The organism is Actinoplanes sp. NPDC019969 (assembly GCF_055562375.1).
On record NZ_JBVHFK010000001.1, the window covers coordinates 403,275 to 421,257 of the forward strand.

A 17,983-nucleotide genomic window follows, 5' to 3' on the forward strand; every position below is an offset into this window, starting at 1 on the left:
GGAATGACGACGACGGCATCGAAGCCGGGCGGCGGCGGCAAGGCGCGGGCGGCGATCACCGCCCGGACGCTGCGCACCGACCGCTGGTGGTTCGCGCCGCTGGTGACCTTTATCGGACTGGGCGCGTGGGTGACCTACGCGACCGTCCGGGTGTTCATGCACAAGTGGTTCTTCGTGGAGCAGTACCACTATCTGACGCCGTTCTACTCCCCGTGCATCACCGACGTGTGCGGTCCGGCGGCGGAGTTCGGCACCCCGCTCCCCAGCTTCTTCCTCATCCCGGAGGCCGCGTTCACCCTGCCGTTCCTGCTGCTCTTCCGGCTGACCTGCTATTACTACCGGAAGGCGTACTACCGCGCGTTCTGGCTGTCGCCGCCGGCGTGCGCGGTGCCGGACGGGCACAAGACGTATTCCGGTGAGACCCGCTTCCCGCTGATCTTCCAGAACGCCCATCGGTACGCGTTCTACGCCGCCGTGATCATCTCGGTGATCAACACGTGGGACGCGGTCCGGGCGCAGACCACCGGTCTCGGCCTCGGCAACGTGATCCTCTGGGTCAACGTGATCATGCTCTGGGCCTACACGTTGTCCTGCCACTCCTGCCGGCACATCGCCGGCGGCCGGCTGAAGCACTTCTCGAAGCATCCGGTCCGCTATCGCTTCTGGACGTTCGTGTCGAAACTCAACGCCCGGCACATGCAGCTGGCCTGGATCACGCTCGGCACCCTGGCGCTGACCGACTTCTACATCATGGGTCTGGCCGCCGAGTGGTTCTCCGACCTGCGAATCATCAACTGAGGCGGGGGCGAGACGATGAGCACCACCATCGAGCGACACCTGTACGACGTCGTCGTGATCGGGGCCGGTGGGGCCGGCCTGCGGGCGGCGATCGAGGCCCGGCTCGCCGGGAAACGTACCGCGATCATCTCGAAGTCGCTGTTCGGCAAGGCGCACACGGTGATGGCCGAGGGCGGCGCGGCGGCCGCGATGGGCAACGTCAACTCGCGGGACAACTGGATGGTCCACTTCCGGGACACCATGCGGGGCGGCAAGTTCCTGAACAACTTCCGGATGGCCGAGCTGCACGCCAAGGAGGCCCCGGAGCGGATCTGGGAGCTGGAGACGTACGGGGCCCTGTTCGACCGTACGAAAGATGGAAAGATCTCCCAGCGCAACTTCGGCGGCCATGAGTACCCACGGCTCGCCCACGTCGGCGACCGCACCGGCCTGGAGCTGATCCGCACCCTCCAGCAGAAGATCGTCTCCCTGCAGCAGGAGGACTTCGCCGAGACCGGCAGTTACGAGTCGCGGATCCGGGTGTTCCAGGAGACGACGATCACCGAGCTGCTGCTGGACGGCGACCGGGTGGCCGGCGCGTTCGGCTACTTCCGGGAGTCCGGCGAGTTCGTGCTGTTCGAGGCCCCGGCCGTGGTGCTGGCGACCGGCGGGGTGGGCCGCAGCTACAAGGTCACCTCCAACTCCTGGGAATACACCGGGGACGGTCACGCGCTGGCCCTGCGCGCCGGCGCGACGCTGATCAACATGGAGTTCCTGCAGTTCCACCCGACCGGCATGGTCTGGCCGCCGAGTGTGAAGGGCATCCTGGTCACCGAGTCGGTCCGGGGCGACGGCGGGGTGCTGCGCAACTCCGAGGGCAAGCGGTTCATGTTCGACTACGTCCCCGACGTCTTCCGCCAGCAGTACGCGGAAACCGAGGAGGAGGCCGACCGCTGGTACACCGACCCCGACAACAACCGCCGCCCACCCGAGCTGCTGCCCCGTGACGAGGTGGCGCGGGCGATCAACAGCGAGGTCAAGGCGGGTCGGGGCAGTCCGGCGGGCGGGGTGTTCCTGGACGTGTCGACCCGGATGCCGGCCGAGCAGATCATCCGGCGGCTGCCGTCGATGCACCACCAGTTCAAGGAGCTGGCCGACGTCGACATCACCAAGGAGCCGATGGAGGTCGGGCCGACCTGCCACTACGTGATGGGTGGCGTCGAGGTCGAGCCGGACACCGGCGCGGCGCTCGGCCGGGTGCAGGGCCTGTTCGCGGCGGGCGAGGTGTCCGGCGGCATGCACGGGTCCAACCGGCTCGGCGGCAACAGCCTGTCCGACCTGCTGGTCTTCGGCAAACGCGCCGGCGAGCACGCCTCGGCCTATGTGGACACGTTGCCGGCCCGGCCCAAGGTGACGAAAGTGGACGTGGCCGCCGCCGCCGAGATCGCGCTCGCGCCGCTGGTACGCACGGGTGGCGAGAACCCGTACACCCTGCAGCAAGATCTTCAAGCGGTGATGGGTGACCTGGTCGGCATCATCCGGCGCGAGGGTGAGCTGACCGACGCGCTGAAACGCCTGCAGGAGCTCCGGGTCCGGGTGGCGAACGTGAGCGCCGGCGGTGGCCGGCGGTACAACCCCGGCTGGCATCTGGCCGTCGACCTGCGCAACATGCTGGTCGTCTCGGAGTGCACGGCGAAGGCGGCGCTCGAACGGGAGGAGTCGCGCGGCGGTCACACCCGCGAGGACTTCCCGAAGATGAGCCCGGAGTGGCGGCGCATCAACCTGGTCTGCTCGCTGGAGGAGAACGGCGAGGTGCATCTGGAACGCAAACCGGTCCCGAAGATGCGCGACGAGCTTCTTTCTCTCTTCGAGCGTGCTGAGCTCGCGAAATACCTGACCGACGAGGAGCTGTCCGAGTGAAACGCCATTTCCGAGTCTGGCGCGGCGACGCTTCCGGCGGCGATCTGCGCGACTTCGAGGTCGAGGTGAACGAGGGCGAGGTCGTCCTCGACATCATCCACCGGCTGCAGGCCACCCAGGCGCCCGACCTGGCCTGCCGGTGGAACTGCAAGGCCGGCAAGTGCGGCTCCTGCTCGATGGAGATCAACGGCAAGCCGCGGCTGGGCTGCATGACCCGGATGTCGACGTTCCCCGAGAACGAGACGATCACGATCACCCCGATCCGCACCTTCCCGGTGATCCGCGACCTGGTCACCGACGTGTCCTTCAACTACGAGAAGGCGCGGGAGACACCGGCGTTCGCGCCACCGGCCGGCGTCGCCCCGGGCGACTACCGGATGCAGCAGATCGACGTGGAACGCAGCCAGGAGTTCCGCAAGTGCATCGAGTGCTTCCTCTGCCAGAACACCTGCCACGTGATCCGCGACCACGACGAGAACAAGCCTGCCTTCTCCGGCCCGCGGTATTTCATCCGCGCCGCCGAGCTCGACATGCACCCGCTGGACTCCAAGACCGACCGCAAGGAATACGCGCAGGCCAGCCAGGGTCTCGGCTACTGCAACATCACCAAGTGCTGCACCGAGGTCTGCCCGGAACACATCAAGATCACTGACAACGCGATCATCCCGATGAAGGAGCGCGTGGTGGACCGGCGGTACGACCCGCTGGTCTGGCTCGGCCGCAAGATCCTCCGCCGGGACCAGCTCGAGACTCGCTCCGCACCGACCTCCGTGGAGGCGCCGCCGTCCAGTTCCCGCCTCCCCGAGAGCGCCCACGTCGGACCCGACGGCCACATGGACATCGCCGAGCTCGTGGCGCCCCTGCAGGGTGGCCTCTCCCCGTTCGGCGACGACGTCGTCTTCCCGCTCCCACCGGAGGAGCTGCTTTACAACCACCCCGACAAGGGCCACAAGCCATAGCCCACTCCGGCACCACACCGGCCGCCGTCCGGTCAGTGCGGGCCGGACGGCGGATGGTCGTCGGTGAGCAGGGCGAGCTGGGCGATGGCGACGTCGCGCCAGGCGCCGTGCTTCCAGCCGATGCGGGAGTGGACGCCGACCGGCTGGAAACCGAGCGACGTGTGCAGACCCATGCTGGCGTCGTTGGGCAGGGTCATCTTGGCGACGGCGGTCCGGTAACCGCGGGCCGCCAGCCGGGGCAGCAGCACACCGTAGAGCGCACGGCCGGCTCCGGTGCGGCGACGGCCGGCCGCCAGGTAGACGCTGACCTCGCAGGACCAGCGGTAGGCCGGGCGGGCGGCGAACGGGCCGGCGTAGGCGTACCCGATGATCTCGCCGTCGGCCTCGGCGATCAACCAGGCGTGATCGTCGAGCGCGACCTGGATCCGCCGGGCCATCTCGGTCTCGTCCGGCGGATCGGTCTCGAAGGTGATCGCGGTGTCCAGCACGTACGGCCGGTAGATCGCCGCGCACACCCCCGCGTCCCTGGCCGACGCGTCCCGGATCGACAGCGCGCTCACTCCGCGTCCCGGGTCAGGTAGAGCTCGAGGCCGTCGAGGATGCGATTCAGGCCGAACGCGAAACTCTCGTCGAAGACCTGGGTGGGGTCCATGTCGGCAACGCCGTTCTCGTCGCGCCACCGGGCGTAGTCCGGGTAGTCCACCGCCACCTTGTCCATGAACGGCTCCATCCGCGCGCGCAACGCGGCCGCGCTCTGCCCGGACCGGCGAACAGCCCCGCCCACGGCGGCCTCGGTGGTGGCCGACCCGATCACGTGCGCCGTGATCAGCGCATGCACGTGGGACAGGGTCGGGCCGGTGAAACCGGACGCCGACAGCAGCGCGATGCTGCGGTTGCTCATCCGCAGCACGTTGGGGCCGATGGTGGGCCGCATCCCGAGGTAACCGATCACCCACGGATGGCGCAGCAGCATGGCTCGCAGCCCGTTGGCCATCACGCTCACGCCGACCCGCCACGGGGTGTCGCCCGGCTCGGGCACGTACACCTCGCCCATCACCTCGTCGACGGCCAGCTCGACGAGATCGTCCTTGGTGGCGACGTGCCAGTAGAGCGAGGTGGCGCCGGAGCCGAGCCGGGCGCCGAGACGCCGCATGCTCAGCCCGCTCGCGCCCTCGGCGTCGAGCAGCTCGATCGCCGACCGGACGATCTGCTCGCGGCTGAGGGCGGGCTGACCGGTGCGGGGCCGGGCGGGTCGGGTCCACACCGAGTCGGTGAAGTCGGGCATGAGGTCATCCTACGGGGACTCGCACAGCGTTCGAGTCCACTGGTACGGTGTTCGAGTTTCCCGCACACCGTACGAGAGAGGACGATCAATGCCGGAGCGTCACCCGCGGCGCTGGCACATCCTGGGCGTGCTCTGCTTGAGCCTGCTCGTGGCCGTCGTGGACAACATGGTGCTGAACATCGCCATCCCCTCGCTGATCCGCGACCTGGGGGCGAGCACCGCCGACATCCAATGGATCCTGGACGCGTACATCCTGGTCTTCGCCGGTGTGCTGCTCACCGCCGGCAGCCTCTCCGACCGGCACGGCCGCCGCCTCGGGCTGGTCACCGGCCTGGCGATCTTCGGTGGGGCGTCCGCGCTGGCCACCGTGTGCCAGACCCCCGGTCAGCTGATCGCGGTGCGCGGCCTGATGGGCCTCGGCGCCGCCTTCCTGATGCCGGGCACCCTGGCCATCCTCACCACGGTCTTCGACGAGACCGAGCGCAAGAAGGCGATCGCGATCTGGAGCTCGGTCCTGATGCTCGGCGCGCTCGGCGGCCCCACCCTGGGCGGCCTGCTGCTGGAGCACTACTGGTGGGGATCGGTCTTCCTGATCAACATCCCGATCGCGGTCCTCGGCATCATGGCAGCGGTGCTGATCATCCCGGAGTCCCGCGGCCCGGCCACCCGGCCGGACACGATCGGCGCGCTGCTCTCCACCATCGGCATGACCGCGCTGGTGTGGGGCGTGATCTCGGCGCCCGAGCACGGCTGGGAGTCGGTGCGGACCGCCGGTGGCTTCGCCGTCGCGCTCGCCGCTCTGGCCGCCTTCGTGATCTGGGAACGCCGGGTCGCCGAGCCGATGCTGCCGCTCGCTCTCTTCCGGGATCGCAATTTCCGGGGCGCCAGCATGTCCCTGGTCATCCTCGCCTTCTCGGCCGGCGGCGTGATGCTGGCGATCACGCAGTACCTGCAGTTCGTCCTCGGGTACGAGCCGATCCGGGCCGGCGCGGCGTTCATCCCGATGCTCGTGACGACGATGATCTGCAACGGCGTGGGCGTCGTGGTGGACAAGCGGTTCGGCGCACGGGTCGCCCTGTCGGCGGGCCTGCTGCTGGTGGCCGGCGGGTTCGCGGTGCTCGCATCGCTCAGCCCGGCCGACGGGTATCTCAAGCTCGCCGCCGCCCTGGTGGTGATCGGGATGGGCAGCGGCGTCGCGTCGCCGGCGGCGGTCGGGACGCTGCTCGGCGCCCTGCCCCCGGAACGGGCCGGCGTCGGGTCGGCGGTCAACGACACGGTGCAACAGATCGGGACGGCGCTCAGCATCGCCGTCCTGGGCAGTGTGCTGACCACGGCGTATCGCGCGGCGCTGCCGGACGGCGCCGGCGGCCCGGCCCGGGACTCGCTGGGCGATGCCCTCGGCGTCGCGGCGGCGACCGGGGACACCGGACTGGCCGACGCGGCACGGGCGGCCTTCGTCGACGCCATCGCGGTCACCTCCCTGGTCGGTGTGGTCGGCGGAATCGCGGCGGCGATCCTGGCCGCCACGGTGCTGCGCCCGAAGCCCGCCACCCCCGCCGCCGAGACAGCCCTGGGAACCAGCCGGGGGTGACCGTGACGGCATGCATGAGCCGCACCCGGGGGTCGGCCGGGAGGGGACGCCTGCCGTGGCTGCCGCGAGGCACGGGACGCTGCGTGGCCCGTACCGATGCAGGGGGTCAGAAAGATCGAACGTGCGTACTAACATGGCGGCATGAGCAGCGCCTATCAGCCTTCGATGTTCGACCTGGCGACCGGGGCGGGCGAGGCGGTCACCCCGCTGACCGGCCGTGTCACCCGGCACCCGCTGACCGCCGGCGCGTGGGCCGACGTGCTGCCGGGCTGGCTGCACGGGTCGGACGCGGTGTTCGAGACGCTGCTCGGCATCGACTGGAAGGCCGAGCGGCGCAAGATGTATGACGACGTCGTCGACGTGCCCCGGCTCCTGCGGTGGTTCGGCCCGCGGGAGCCGCTCCCCCACCCCGCGCTGGACGCGGCGAAAGCGGAGCTCAACCGGCATTACGCGGCCGAGCTCGGCGAGGAGTTCGTGACGGCGGGGATGTGCCTCTATCGCGACGGCCGGGACAGCGTGGCCTGGCACGGTGACACCATCGGCCGGTCCGCGACGCAGGACACGATGGTCGCGATCGTCTCGTTCGGGTCACCGCGCAACCTGCTGCTGCGACCACGCGCCGGTGGGCACGGCACGGTGCGGTTCCCGCTCGGGCACGGCGATCTGATCGTGATGGGCGGCTCGTGTCAGCGCACCTGGGAGCATGCCGTGCCGAAGACCGCGAAACCGGTCGGACCGCGGATCAGTGTGCAATTCCGGCCGATCGGCGTCGCCTAAGCGCGCAATTCCGGCCTATCGGCATCGGCGACGGCCCGCCGCGTAACGGGGATATTGCAAGTGGTTGACGAGTCGGCCGAGAAAGTTACACTCCAAGTGTAAATAGTTGAGGCTCCATCTCCACTCAGGACTCCACCGGTCCCAACGAGGCGGCCATGTCAACAGATCCCCAGCTCAAGGAGCTTGCGCTCCAGGACATCACCGTCCGCTTCGGCGGCCTGACCGCTCTCGAGAACGTCTCCCTGCGCGTGCCGCCGGGGCGGATCGTCGGCGTCATCGGGCCCAACGGCGCGGGCAAGACCACCCTTTTCAACGTCATCTGTGGTTTCGTGCAGCCGACCTCCGGGTCGCTGACGCTGGACGGTCAGCCGTGGCGGCCCCGCCCGCACCACCTGAACCGTCTGGGCATCGCCCGCACCCTGCAGGGCGTGGGCCAGTTCGCCGGCATGACAGTGCTGGAGAACGTGATGGTCGGCGCCCGGCACCGGCACGCCGAGCGGGATGCCCTGGCCGCTCTGGAGCGCTGCGGCGTCGGGAAGTACGCCGCCGTTCACCCCGGGGCGCTGCCCTATGCGATCCGCAAGCGGATCGAGCTGGCGCGGGCCCTGGTCGCCAAGCCGCGCATTCTGATGCTCGACGAGCCGGCCGGCGGGCTGGACGCCGACGAGATCCGCTGGCTGGGCAACCTGATCAAAGAGGTCGGCACCACCGTTCTGCTGGTCGAGCACCACATGGACCTGGTGATGTCGGTCTGCGACGAGATCCTGGTGCTCGACTTCGGCAAGCCGATCGCGCTCGGCACCCCGGGCGAGATCAGCGAGAACCCCCAGGTCACCGACGCTTACCTGGGTGTCGCGGCCTGACCCGGGCACCCTGCGTGTGGAGTTGCGGCGCGCACAGCGGCCGAAATCAACACGCGGAATGAAGCACAACGCCCCATGACCTGAGGCCGGTCCGGCCTCCGGTGTCACATATCCGGAAAGCCGGTCACGTCCCGGCTTTCCGTGGCGTACCCGAGAACCGGCACATGAACGAACGAGCGGCCCCGAAGGAGGAGCGCCGATGATCACCCGTACCCCGGCACTGCCGGGAGACTTCCGATGAGCGGCGCGCTGCTGCAGGTCGACGGACTGACCGCCGGGTACGGCGCGGCGCCCGTCCTGCACGACGTGAACCTCACCGTCCAACCGGGAGAGATCGTCGCCGTGCTCGGGGCGAACGGCGCCGGCAAGACGACCCTGCTGCGCACACTGTCCGGCCTGGTCAAGACGGCCCGGGGCCGGGTCGTCTTCGACGGCGCGGACCTGGCCGGCACCAAGGTGGAGCATCTGGTGCGGCGCGGTATCGCGCACGTCCCGGAGGGCCGCGGCGTGGTCACCGAGCTGACCGTCGACGAGAACCTGCGTCTCGGCGGCCTGTGGCGGAAGGACCGGGCGGACGCGAAGAAGGCGCTCGACGAGGTGTACGAGCTGTTCCCGTCGCTGGCGCAGCGCCGGACGTTCGCCGGTCATCAACTGTCCGGCGGGGAACGGCAGATGCTGGCGCTGGGCCGGGCCCTGATCGGCCGGCCACGACTGCTGCTGCTCGACGAACCGTCGCTGGGCCTCGCGCCGAAGGTCACCGCCCACATCATGGCCCTGCTGCGTGACCTGCGGGAACGCACGGGACTGGCGGTGCTGCTGGTCGAACAGAACGTCCGCAGCGCGCTGTCCATCGCCGACGAGGGCGTGGTGCTGGCGCTGGGCCGGGTGGTCACCCGGAACAAGGCAGCGGTGTTGCGCGACGACGCCGATCTCCGTCACGCCTACCTGGGGTTCTGATGGACGAATTCATCTATCTGACGTTCGACGGGCTGAGCCGCGGGCTGGTGTACGCCGCGTTCGCGCTGGCCCTGGTCCTGATCTGGCGAGCCGCCCGGATCGTCAACTTCGCGCAGGGCGCGATGGCGGTGGCGGCGGTCTACGCCGGTTACTCGGTCACCAACGCGACCGGGTCGTACTGGCTCGGGTTCGTGGTGGCGCTCGTGGCCGGGCTGCTGCTCGGGGTGGTGGTGGAGCGGGTGGTGATGCGCTTCGTGGACCACTCGTCGCCGCTCAACGGGGTGGTGGTGGCGCTCGGCCTGGTGCTGATCATCCAGGGCACGCTCGGGATCATCTACGGCAACGAGTTCCAGCCGGTGCAGACGCCGTTCAGCCGGGAAGCGTTCGAGGTGGGCGGAATCGCGATGCTGTCGCGGTACGACCTGTTCGTCTTCGCCGCTGTCGGCTCGGTGGTCGCGCTGCTCACGCTTTTGTTCACCAGGACCGCGATCGGCCTGCGGATGCGGGCGGCGGCGTTCGCCCCGGACGTGTCCCGGCTGCTGGGCGTCTCGGTCGGCGGCATGCTGACGCTCGGCTGGGCGCTGGCGGCGGGCGTGGGCTCGCTCGCCGGGATGCTGGTCGTCCCCACCGAGCTGGGCCTGCACCCGACGGCGATGGACGTCGTCTTCATCTCGGCGTTCGCGGCGGCGGTGGTCGGCGGGCTGGACAGCCCGATCGGCGCGGTGATCGGCGGCCTGGTGGTGGGGCTGCTCCTGTCGTACGTCAGCGGTTACGTCGACGTCGCGGTCACCCCGATGGCCGTTCTCGCCCTGCTCGTGGTGGTGCTGCTGGGCAAGCCGGGCGGATTGTTCTCCAGTTCGAAGGCGAGGGTGGCATGACCGTGCAGACGAAGCAGAGCGCGGTGGCCGTACCGGAAAACGGTGTCGATCTGCCGCGACGGCGCCGGTGGCGCCCGCATCCGGTGATCGTCGTCCTGGCGGGCGCGCTGATCGTGGTGGGGCTGACCTACGTCCTGCCACCGTTCCGCAACTATCAGCTGGCCACCGTCGGGGCGTACCTGTGCGTGACCGCCGGTCTGACCGTCCTCACCGGACTGAACGGGCAGCTCTCGCTGGGGCACGGCGCGCTGATGGCGACCGGCGCGTACACGCTGGCGCTGACCCAGAACAGGTTCGAGAACCTGCCGCTCAGCTTCGCCGCGGCGATCGCGGCGACGGTGGTGGCCGGCGGGATCATCGGGCTGGCGGCGGCCCGGTTGCGCGGTCCCTATCTGGCCGGGCTGACGCTCGCGGTGGCGATCGTGGTGCCGTCGGTGGCCAGCACGTTCGACGAGACGTTCAACAGCGACCAGGGCCTGTCGGTGATGTTGAACCCGCCGCCGGAGCAGTTCCCGATGGAGCAGTGGCAGGCCTGGCTGTGCTGGGGCGCGGCGCTGATCGTGGTGCTGCTGCTGGCGCTGCTGTCGCGCGGCCGGTTCGGGCGGGACATGCGCGCGGTCCGCGACGACGAGACCGCCGCGAAGCTGGCCGGTGTCAACATCGCCCGTACCCAGGTGCTGGCCTTCGTGGCGAGCGCCGCCTGCGCCGGGGTGGCCGGCGCCCTGTTCGCCGTGCTCGCGCAGAGCGTGTCGCCCGGCGCGTTCCCGCTGACGCTCTCGCTGTTCCTGCTGATGGCGATCGTGATCGGCGGTCTGGGGAGCCTGTTCGGCGCGCTCTGGGGCGCGCTGCTGCTGGTGGTCCTCCCCGCCCTGTCCCAGTCCGTCAGTGAGCAGGCCGGGTCGCAGCGGCTCGAGGGCAACCTCGCGCTGATCGTCTTCGGCGTGGTGCTCGTCGTCGTCATGCTCGCCGCCCCCGGCGGCCTCGCATCCATCCCATCGCGAATCTCACGAATGCTCAGGAGGAATCGATGAAACGCATAACCGCTTCGGCGCTGGCCGTCGCGTTGCTGGCCGCGGGTTGCACGAACGACGGCGGCGGATCAGGCGGGACCGGTGGCGGCAGTGTGCCGGGCGTGACCGACACGTCCATCATGGTCGGCACGCACATGCCGCTGACCGGGCCGGCGGCCGCCGGGTACTCGAAGATCGCGCCGGCCACCAAGGCGTACTTCGACTACGTCAACGCCAACGGCGGGGTGCACGGCCGCAAGATCGAGTACAAGATCAAGGACGACGCCTACAACCCGGCGAACACCCAGACCGTGGTGCGGGAGCTGGTGCTGCAGGACAAGGTGTTCGCGATCCTGAACGGTCTCGGGACCCCGACGCACACCGGCGTGCTCGACTTCCTGAAGACCAACCGGGTGCCGGACCTCTTCGTGGCCAGCGGCAGCCGCAGCTGGAACCAGGCCGACAAGTATCCCGGCACGTTCGGCTTCAACCCGGACTACACGGTCGAGGGCAAGATCCTGGCGACCCACGTGAAGGAGACGCACGCCGGCAAGAAGGTGTGCTTCCTGGGCCAGGACGACGACTTCGGCCGGGACAGCCTGCTCGGCGTGAAGAAGATCCTCGGGACGGTCGCGGCCGAGGAGAAATATGTCACAAGCAACCCGAACGTCGGGCCGCAGATCGGCGCGTTCAAGGCGGCCGGCTGCGAGGTGGTGATCCTGGCGACGATCCCGCCGTTCACCGCGCTGTCGATCGGCACGGCCGCGAAGATCGCGTACAAGCCGCAGTTCGTGGTGAGCAACGTGGGGTCCGACCCGACCACCCTGGCGAAGACCCTCGGCGAGGCCGCGCCGCTGCTGGAGGGCGTGGTGGCGGCGAACTACCTGCCGCTGAACACCGACGAGTCGAACCCGTGGATCCAGCTCTTCCAGAAGATCAACAAGGAGCACAACGCCGGCGCGGAGTTCGACAACAACGTCGTGTACGGCATGTCGGTCGGCTACCTGTTCGTGCAGGCGCTGCAGTCCGCCGGCAAGGACCTGACCCGCGACAAGATCATCGAGGCGGTGCAGAAGAACGGCTTCCAGGGACCGGGTCTGGTGCCGCTGCGCTTCTCCGCGCAGGATCATTCGGGGTACGCCGGCCAGCAGCTCACGAAGATCGAGAAGGGCAAGGCGGTGTACTTCGGCACGCCGTACACCACCGATGACGGGGACGGGCCGGTCACCGCGTACACGACCCAGCCTGTGACTCCGCCGCAGAGTGGCGTCCCGGCCGCGTAATATCTGCACTCGGACTGCAAATATATGACTCCAGGAGGTTGAGCGGTGGCTGACCAGGTAGCAATCGTGACCGGAGCAAGCCGGGGAATCGGGCTGGCCATCGCCCAGCGTTTCGTCTCCCAGGGGGCGCGAGTCGTGGTCACCGGCCGGGACGCCGACGCTCTCGAGGCCGCCGTGAAGGAACTCGGCGGCTCCGAGGTGGCGCTCGGCGTGGCCGGCAAGGGTGACGACCCGGCGCACCGGGCCGCGGTGATCGACGCGGCCCGGGACCGGTTCGGGCCGGTGACCACGCTGATCAACAACATCGGGATCAACCCGGCGTACGGGCCACTGGCCACTCTCGACCTCAACGCCGCCCGCAAGATGGCCGAGGTCAACCTGATCGGCACACTCGGCTGGGTGCAGGAGGCGCTGCGCGGCGGCCTGGCCGACGGCGGCTCGATCGTGAACATCTCGTCGGTGTCCGGGGTCCGCCCGGCGCCCGGGATCGCGTTCTACGGCACCACCAAGGCCGCCCTGATCCACCTCACCGAGGAATTGTCCGTCGAGCTGGCGCCGAAGGTCCGGGTCAACGCGGTCGCCCCGGCGGTCGTGAAGACCCGGTTCGCCACCGCCCTCTACGAGGGCCGGGAGGACGAGGTCGCGGCCACGTACCCGCTGAAGCGCCTCGGCACCACCGACGACGTGGCCGCCACCGTCGCGTTCCTCTGCTCGCCGGAGGCCGGATGGATCACCGGCCAGACCATCGTGATCGACGGCGGCCTCACCCTCACCGGATCCGTCCAGTGAAGCGGGTCGTCGTCACCGGCGCCGGCGGCGGGATCGGCGCAGCGCTGGCCCGCCGGTTCGCCGCCGACGGCGCCCGGGTGGTCGTCAACGACCTCAACGCCGAGGCCGCCCGCGAGGTCGCCGACGAGATCGGCGGCCTCGCGGTGGCGGGCGACGCGGCCAGCGAGACCGACGTCCAGCGCCTCGTCGACACCGCGTGGACCGAGCTCGGCGGGATCGACCTGTTCTGCTCCAACGCCGGGGTGCTGTCGTCCGGGGACGAGACGACACCGGACGACCAGTGGCAGCGTGACTTCGGGGTCAACGTGATGTCGCACGTCTACGTGAGCCGGGCGCTGCTGCCCCGCTGGCTGGACGGCGGCGAGCCGAAACGGCTGCTGATCACGGTGAGCGCGGCCGGGCTGCTGACCCTGCTGGGCAGCGCCACGTACTCGGTGACCAAGCACGCGGCGCTGGCGTACGCGGAGTGGCTGCGGGCCACGTACGCGCACCGGGGTCTGATCGTGCAGGCGCTCTGCCCACAAGGGGTGCGCACCGACATGCTGACCCGCGGCAACGACCAGGGCAGCGGCAGCGCGGCTCTGCTGGCCGAGGGCGCCCTGCCGCCGGAGCAGGTGGCCGACCTGGTCGCGGAGTCGATGACCGGCGAAGGTTTCCTGATCCTCCCGCATCCCGAAGTCGAGGGTTACTACCGCTTGCGGGCGAGCGATCCGGACCGTTGGCTGGGGGGCATGAACAAACTCCAGCGCGGTTTCGAGCAGAAGGCCCCGTTAACATGAGAGGCCTCGACCTGGAGAGACTCCAGGCATTTCTGGAAAGCCCGCCGCTCACCGGGACGATGTTCGCGGGCGGTAAGTCGAACCTGACGTACGCGGTCACCGACGGCGTCAACCGGTGGGTGCTGCGCCGGCCGCCGCTGGGGCACGTGCTGCCCACGGCGCACGACATGACCCGCGAGCACCGGGTTCTGGAGGCGTTGTCGGAGGCGGGTTTCCCCGTACCGAAACCGGTGTTGCTCTGCACCGACACCGAGGTCATCGGCGCGCCGTTCTATCTGATGGAGCACGTCGACGGCACGATCTTCCGGGATGCCGCGCTGATCGAGAAGGTGGACTTCCGGGCGCTGACGTTCACCCTGGTGGACACACTCGCCGACCTGCACGCGCTGGATCCGCAGGCGATCGGGCTGGGCGACTTCGGCAAGCCGGAGGGCTTCAACGCCCGGCAGGTGCGCCGTTGGAAGCAGCAGCTCGACGCGTCCCGCAGCCGGGAGCTGTCCGGCATCGAGGAGCTGCACGCCCGGCTGGCCACCGACATCCCGGCCGGTGGGCCCGGCGCTGTCGTGCACGGCGACTTCCGGCTGGACAACGTGCTGGTCAGTGACGCGCTGGCGGTCAACGCGGTGCTCGACTGGGAGATGTCCACACTGGGCGATCCGCTCAGCGACCTGGCACTGATGCTGGTGTACGCCGGCCGCCCGCTGCTGGAGCGCAACGGCGTACCGATCGCCCCGGCCGACATCCCCGGTCACCCGTCGCTGGACGAGATCGCCGCCCGGTACGCCGATCGCAGCGGGCGCGACGTCGGCGACCTGAACTGGTACGTGGGATTCGCCGCGTTCAAGCTCGCCGTCATCCTCGAGGGCGTGCACTACCGCTACACCAAGGGTCAGACGGTCGGCCCCGGCTTCGACACCGTCGGGGCGATGGTTCCCGTACTGGTCGAGCAGGGCCACCGAGCGCTGGAAGGAAAGTAATGGACTTCGAGTTCGACGCGAAGACCGAGGACTACCGCAAGCGGCTGCTCGCCTTCATGGACGAGCACGTGTACCCCGCCGAAGCCACGTTCCACGCCGCCCATGACGGCTGGGAGCCGCCCGCCGCCCTCGAGCCGCTGAAGAAGGCGGCGAAGGAAGCCGGCCTGTGGAACCTGTTCCTGCCCGGTGAGCACGGCGCCGGGCTGACCAACCTGCAGTACGCCCCGCTCGCCGAGATCACCGGCCGCAGCCCCGCCATCGCCCCGCCCGCGCTGAACTGCGCCGCGCCGGACACCGGCAACATGGAGGTGCTCGCCGACTTCGGCACCGACCAGCAGAAGGAGCAGTGGCTCACGCCGCTGCTGGCCGGGGAGATCCGGTCCGCCTTCGCGATGACCGAACCGCAGGTCGCCTCGTCGGACGCCACCAACATCGCCACCCGGATCGAACGTGACGGCGACGACTACGTCATCAACGGCCGCAAGTTCTACATCACCGGCGCGATGAACCCGAACTGCAAGATCTTCATCGTGATGGGCAAGACCGACCCGGACGCCCCGCGGCACCTCCAGCAGAGCCAGATCCTGGTGCCCCGGGACACGCCGGGCCTGACGGTGAAGCGCGGCATGCAGGTGCTCGGCTACACCGACGGCGACCACGGCGGCCACGCCGAGATCATCTTCGAGAACGTACGGGTCCCGGCCACCAACCTGATCGGCGAGGAGGGCGGCGGTTTCGCCATCTCCCAGGCCCGCCTCGGCCCCGGCCGGATCCACCACTGCATGCGGCTCATCGGCATGGCCGAACGGGCCCTGGAGCTGATGTGCCGGCGCGCCCTCGACCGGACCCCGTTCGGCAAGCCGCTCGCCGAGCAGGGCGTCGTCCAGGACTGGATCGCCGAGTCCCGGGTGCGCATCGAACAGGCCCGGCTGCTGGTGCTCAAGGCGGCCTGGCTGATGGACACGGTCGGCAACAAGGGCGCGCACACCGAGATCCAGTCCATCAAGATCGTGGTGCCGTCCACCGTGGAATGGATCGTCGACAAGGCCATCCAGACGCACGGCGCGGCCGGCCTCGGCCAGGACTTCCCGCTCGCCGGGCTGTTCGCCAGCGCCCGTATGCTGCGACTCGCCGACGGGCCGGACGAGGTGCACAAGCGCTCGCTGGCCCACCGAGAGCTCAAGCGTTACCGGAGCAGTAAGTGACCAACCCACCCACCCGCGTCGACGGTCGCACCGCACGGTCCGAACGGACCCGCGCCGCGATCATCGACGCGCACCTCCGGCTGATCGGCGAGGGCGACATGCGCCCCACCGCCGACCGGGTGGCGAAACTGGCCGGGGTGTCGCTGCGCGCCCTGTGGAGCCACTTCGCCGACATGGAGGCGCTGATGGCGGCCAGCGGCCAGCGGGTCCTGGAGCAGCGGGACGCCTCGTACCGGCCGATCCCGGCGGACCTGCCGCTGGACGACAGGATCGAGGCGTTCTGCCACCAGCGGGCCCGGATGCTGGAGGAGATCGGGCCCGCGGCGCGGGCCTCGGCGCTGCGGGAGCCGTTCTCCACCGGGCTGCAGCGTTACCGCAACGTGCACGTCTCCCGGGTACGCGACGAGCTGACCTCCACCTTCCCGGACGAGATCGGCAGCGACGAGGATCTGCTCAACGCCCTGACCGCGGCCAGTCTCTGGCCCACCTGGGCGAGCTGGCGGGACGCCATGGGCCTCCCGGTCGACAGCGCCCGCGCGGCCCTGACCCGGATCGTCACGGCGATGCTGGCGCCGGCCGCGCGTTCCTGAGCCGGATCCCGCTGAACCCGGCGGTGCTGCCGACCACCTGCGCCCAGAAGGGCCACAGGTTGTCCAGCAGCCGCAGCTGGATGCCCGCGGCGGCGTGACACTCGATCAGGTCGCCGACGGGCTCCGGCGGGCCGAGCGGCTCGACCGGTTCCGTGGCCACATGCGCGTGGGGCTCCGGCTCACCGAACGGACGGAACGGAGCGGCGGGCAGCCGGTACGCGTACAACCGGGTGCCGCGCATCGCCTCCCACCAGCCGTATTCGATGGCGTGGACGCGGTCGCCGCAGCCCGCGCCGATGATCCGTTCCCGGTCCTGGCCGGTGGTGACGCCGGGCCGGACCCAGGCCATCGCCCGCGGGCACTGCCGGGGGAACCAGTAGTCGGGCGCACGCCGGTGGTCGACGGCCCAGACGTACGCCTCGGGTTGTTGCGCGGTCGCCGCCACGTGCGGCACGAACCGCGTGATCGTCGGATCCTCCGAGAAGTGCAGCACCTGCCCCGCTTCTGGACGCATCCACCCTTCATATCGCACCTCGGGTCCGTCGCCACTGGTATAGAATTTTCTAACCTCCTCCGGCGTGGAGGAGTGGGAGATTCGCGTCACGCACGAGTTCCGGGACTGGGTCGACGGACTCGATGGGTATTCATATGACCAGATCGTCGATGCCATCGATCAACTGGCGGAAGTCGGCCCGACACTCGGCAGACCGCTGGTCGACCGAGTCGAAGGCTCACAAATACACAACATGAAGGAACTACGGCCAGGATCCACCGGGCAGAGCGAAATTCGGATCTTGTTCGTCTTCGACCCCTGGCGATCGGCGATCCTCCTGACCGGCGGAGACAAATCGGGAAACTGGTCCGGCTGGTACAGGCAAGCGATCCCACGTGCCGAGCAGTTGTTCCAGCGGTACTTGAAAGAACGCGAGCAGGAAACGCCAGGCAAGGAGTGACACCCATGACCGAGTTTCTCCGATGGAAAGACATCCGCCCGGCACTCGTCGAGAAGGCTGGCGGCGAGGAGGCCATTGCGGCAGCTCGTAAGCGTCACCAGGCATACGTCGACGGGTATCGCCTTGCGGAGCGGCGCAAAGGGCTCGGCCTCACCCAGGCCGAGGTGGCTGAGCGGATGAACGTCACGAAGGGCCGCGTCTCGCAGATCGAGCAGGGCGAGGTCTCCACCGTCGAGGTCATCGCCCGCTATGTCGAGGCGCTCGGCGGCCGCCTGCAGATCTCGGCGGTCTTCGGTGACGACCTCTACATCCTGCGCAGCGCCGACCCGGAGGCCTCAGTAGCCGACGCCGCGTGACGTGCGGGCCGGCTCCGCGGAGCCGGCCCGTGAA

At 69.5% G+C, this 17,983-nt stretch carries 20 protein-coding genes; 17 read left to right on the forward strand and 3 right to left on the reverse strand.

Going from position 1 to position 17,983, the window contains the following annotated elements:
* Nucleotides 1-3 precede the first annotated feature (3 nt).
* The 3 genes from ACZ3II_RS01840 to ACZ3II_RS01850 are packed head-to-tail and all read left to right on the forward strand — an operon-like array spanning nt 4 to nt 3,656.
* Nucleotides 4-798: a hypothetical protein gene (locus tag ACZ3II_RS01840; protein WP_465515720.1), complete on the forward strand. Its 795-nt coding sequence runs from the start codon at nt 4-6 to the stop codon at nt 796-798.
* A gap of 15 nt (nt 799-813) precedes the next feature.
* Nucleotides 814-2,697 (forward strand): fumarate reductase/succinate dehydrogenase flavoprotein subunit, encoded by a 1,884-nt coding sequence (locus ACZ3II_RS01845; protein ID WP_465515721.1) that lies wholly within the window; start codon nt 814-816, stop codon nt 2,695-2,697.
* Nucleotides 2,694-3,656, forward strand: coding sequence for a succinate dehydrogenase/fumarate reductase iron-sulfur subunit (locus ACZ3II_RS01850; protein WP_465515722.1), 963 nt, complete (start codon nt 2,694-2,696; stop codon nt 3,654-3,656). Before ACZ3II_RS01845 ends, ACZ3II_RS01850 begins: the two co-directional genes overlap by 4 nt.
* 32 nt (nt 3,657-3,688) lie before the next feature.
* Here the strand turns inward: ACZ3II_RS01850 and ACZ3II_RS01855 are convergent, their stop codons facing one another.
* Nucleotides 3,689-4,216 (reverse strand): GNAT family N-acetyltransferase, encoded by a 528-nt coding sequence (locus ACZ3II_RS01855; RefSeq protein ID WP_465515723.1) that lies wholly within the window; start codon nt 4,214-4,216, stop codon nt 3,689-3,691.
* Nucleotides 4,213-4,941 carry a TetR/AcrR family transcriptional regulator gene (locus ACZ3II_RS01860; RefSeq protein WP_465515724.1) on the reverse strand — a complete coding sequence of 243 codons (729 nt, stop codon included), beginning with the start codon at nt 4,939-4,941 and terminating at the stop codon, nt 4,213-4,215. The genes ACZ3II_RS01855 and ACZ3II_RS01860 overlap by 4 nt, the downstream gene beginning before the upstream one ends.
* An 88-nt stretch (nt 4,942-5,029) precedes the next feature.
* Here ACZ3II_RS01860 and ACZ3II_RS01865 point away from each other — a divergent pair, with 88 nt between their 5' ends.
* The 12 genes from ACZ3II_RS01865 to ACZ3II_RS01920 all read left to right on the forward strand — a co-directional run bounded on the left by ACZ3II_RS01865 (nt 5,030) and on the right by ACZ3II_RS01920 (nt 16,640).
* Nucleotides 5,030-6,532, forward strand: coding sequence for an MFS transporter (locus ACZ3II_RS01865; protein WP_465515725.1), 1,503 nt, complete (start codon nt 5,030-5,032; stop codon nt 6,530-6,532).
* Nucleotides 6,533-6,673: 141 nt separating this feature from the next.
* Entirely contained in the window at nt 6,674-7,309 is a 636-nt protein-coding gene (locus ACZ3II_RS01870) for an alpha-ketoglutarate-dependent dioxygenase AlkB (protein WP_465515726.1), read from the forward strand.
* A 155-nt stretch (nt 7,310-7,464) separates the two neighbouring features.
* A complete protein-coding gene (locus tag ACZ3II_RS01875; RefSeq protein ID WP_465515727.1) occupies nt 7,465-8,172 on the forward strand; it encodes an ABC transporter ATP-binding protein in 708 nt (235 codons plus the stop codon).
* Between the two features lie 237 nt (nt 8,173-8,409).
* Nucleotides 8,410-9,129, forward strand: coding sequence for an ABC transporter ATP-binding protein (locus ACZ3II_RS01880; protein WP_465515728.1), 720 nt, complete (start codon nt 8,410-8,412; stop codon nt 9,127-9,129).
* Nucleotides 9,129-10,007: a branched-chain amino acid ABC transporter permease gene (locus ACZ3II_RS01885; RefSeq protein ID WP_465515729.1), complete on the forward strand. Its 879-nt coding sequence runs from the start codon at nt 9,129-9,131 to the stop codon at nt 10,005-10,007. The genes ACZ3II_RS01880 and ACZ3II_RS01885 overlap by 1 nt, the downstream gene beginning before the upstream one ends.
* Nucleotides 10,004-11,038 carry a branched-chain amino acid ABC transporter permease gene (locus ACZ3II_RS01890; RefSeq protein WP_465515730.1) on the forward strand — a complete coding sequence of 345 codons (1,035 nt, stop codon included), beginning with the start codon at nt 10,004-10,006 and terminating at the stop codon, nt 11,036-11,038. The genes ACZ3II_RS01885 and ACZ3II_RS01890 overlap by 4 nt, the downstream gene beginning before the upstream one ends.
* Nucleotides 11,035-12,300 (forward strand): ABC transporter substrate-binding protein, encoded by a 1,266-nt coding sequence (locus tag ACZ3II_RS01895; protein WP_465515731.1) that lies wholly within the window; start codon nt 11,035-11,037, stop codon nt 12,298-12,300. The genes ACZ3II_RS01890 and ACZ3II_RS01895 overlap by 4 nt, the downstream gene beginning before the upstream one ends.
* 45 nt (nt 12,301-12,345) lie before the next feature.
* Nucleotides 12,346-13,089, forward strand: a complete 744-nt coding sequence (locus tag ACZ3II_RS01900; RefSeq protein ID WP_465515732.1) for an SDR family oxidoreductase — start codon at nt 12,346-12,348, stop codon at nt 13,087-13,089.
* A complete protein-coding gene (locus ACZ3II_RS01905; protein ID WP_465515733.1) occupies nt 13,086-13,868 on the forward strand; it encodes an SDR family oxidoreductase in 783 nt (260 codons plus the stop codon). Before ACZ3II_RS01900 ends, ACZ3II_RS01905 begins: the two co-directional genes overlap by 4 nt.
* Nucleotides 13,865-14,845: a phosphotransferase family protein gene (locus tag ACZ3II_RS01910; RefSeq protein ID WP_465515734.1), complete on the forward strand. Its 981-nt coding sequence runs from the start codon at nt 13,865-13,867 to the stop codon at nt 14,843-14,845. The genes ACZ3II_RS01905 and ACZ3II_RS01910 overlap by 4 nt, the downstream gene beginning before the upstream one ends.
* Entirely contained in the window at nt 14,845-16,050 is a 1,206-nt protein-coding gene (locus ACZ3II_RS01915) for an acyl-CoA dehydrogenase family protein (protein WP_465515735.1), read from the forward strand. Before ACZ3II_RS01910 ends, ACZ3II_RS01915 begins: the two co-directional genes overlap by 1 nt.
* The gene (locus tag ACZ3II_RS01920; RefSeq protein ID WP_465515736.1) at nt 16,047-16,640 is read left to right on the forward strand and encodes a TetR/AcrR family transcriptional regulator; all 594 of its coding nucleotides are present in this window, start codon (nt 16,047-16,049) and stop codon (nt 16,638-16,640) included. The genes ACZ3II_RS01915 and ACZ3II_RS01920 overlap by 4 nt, the downstream gene beginning before the upstream one ends.
* Here the strand turns inward: ACZ3II_RS01920 and ACZ3II_RS01925 are convergent.
* Nucleotides 16,606-17,154 carry a DUF6886 family protein gene (locus ACZ3II_RS01925; protein ID WP_465515737.1) on the reverse strand — a complete coding sequence of 183 codons (549 nt, stop codon included), beginning with the start codon at nt 17,152-17,154 and terminating at the stop codon, nt 16,606-16,608. The genes ACZ3II_RS01920 and ACZ3II_RS01925 overlap by 35 nt on opposite strands.
* 64 nt (nt 17,155-17,218) lie before the next feature.
* Between ACZ3II_RS01925 and ACZ3II_RS01930 the strand changes: the two genes are divergently transcribed.
* A complete protein-coding gene (locus ACZ3II_RS01930; RefSeq protein ID WP_465515738.1) occupies nt 17,219-17,593 on the forward strand; it encodes a type II toxin-antitoxin system RelE/ParE family toxin in 375 nt (124 codons plus the stop codon).
* A 5-nt stretch (nt 17,594-17,598) separates the two neighbouring features.
* Nucleotides 17,599-17,949 carry a helix-turn-helix domain-containing protein gene (locus ACZ3II_RS01935; RefSeq protein WP_465515739.1) on the forward strand — a complete coding sequence of 117 codons (351 nt, stop codon included), beginning with the start codon at nt 17,599-17,601 and terminating at the stop codon, nt 17,947-17,949.
* The last annotated feature ends 34 nt before the right edge of the window (nt 17,950-17,983 follow it).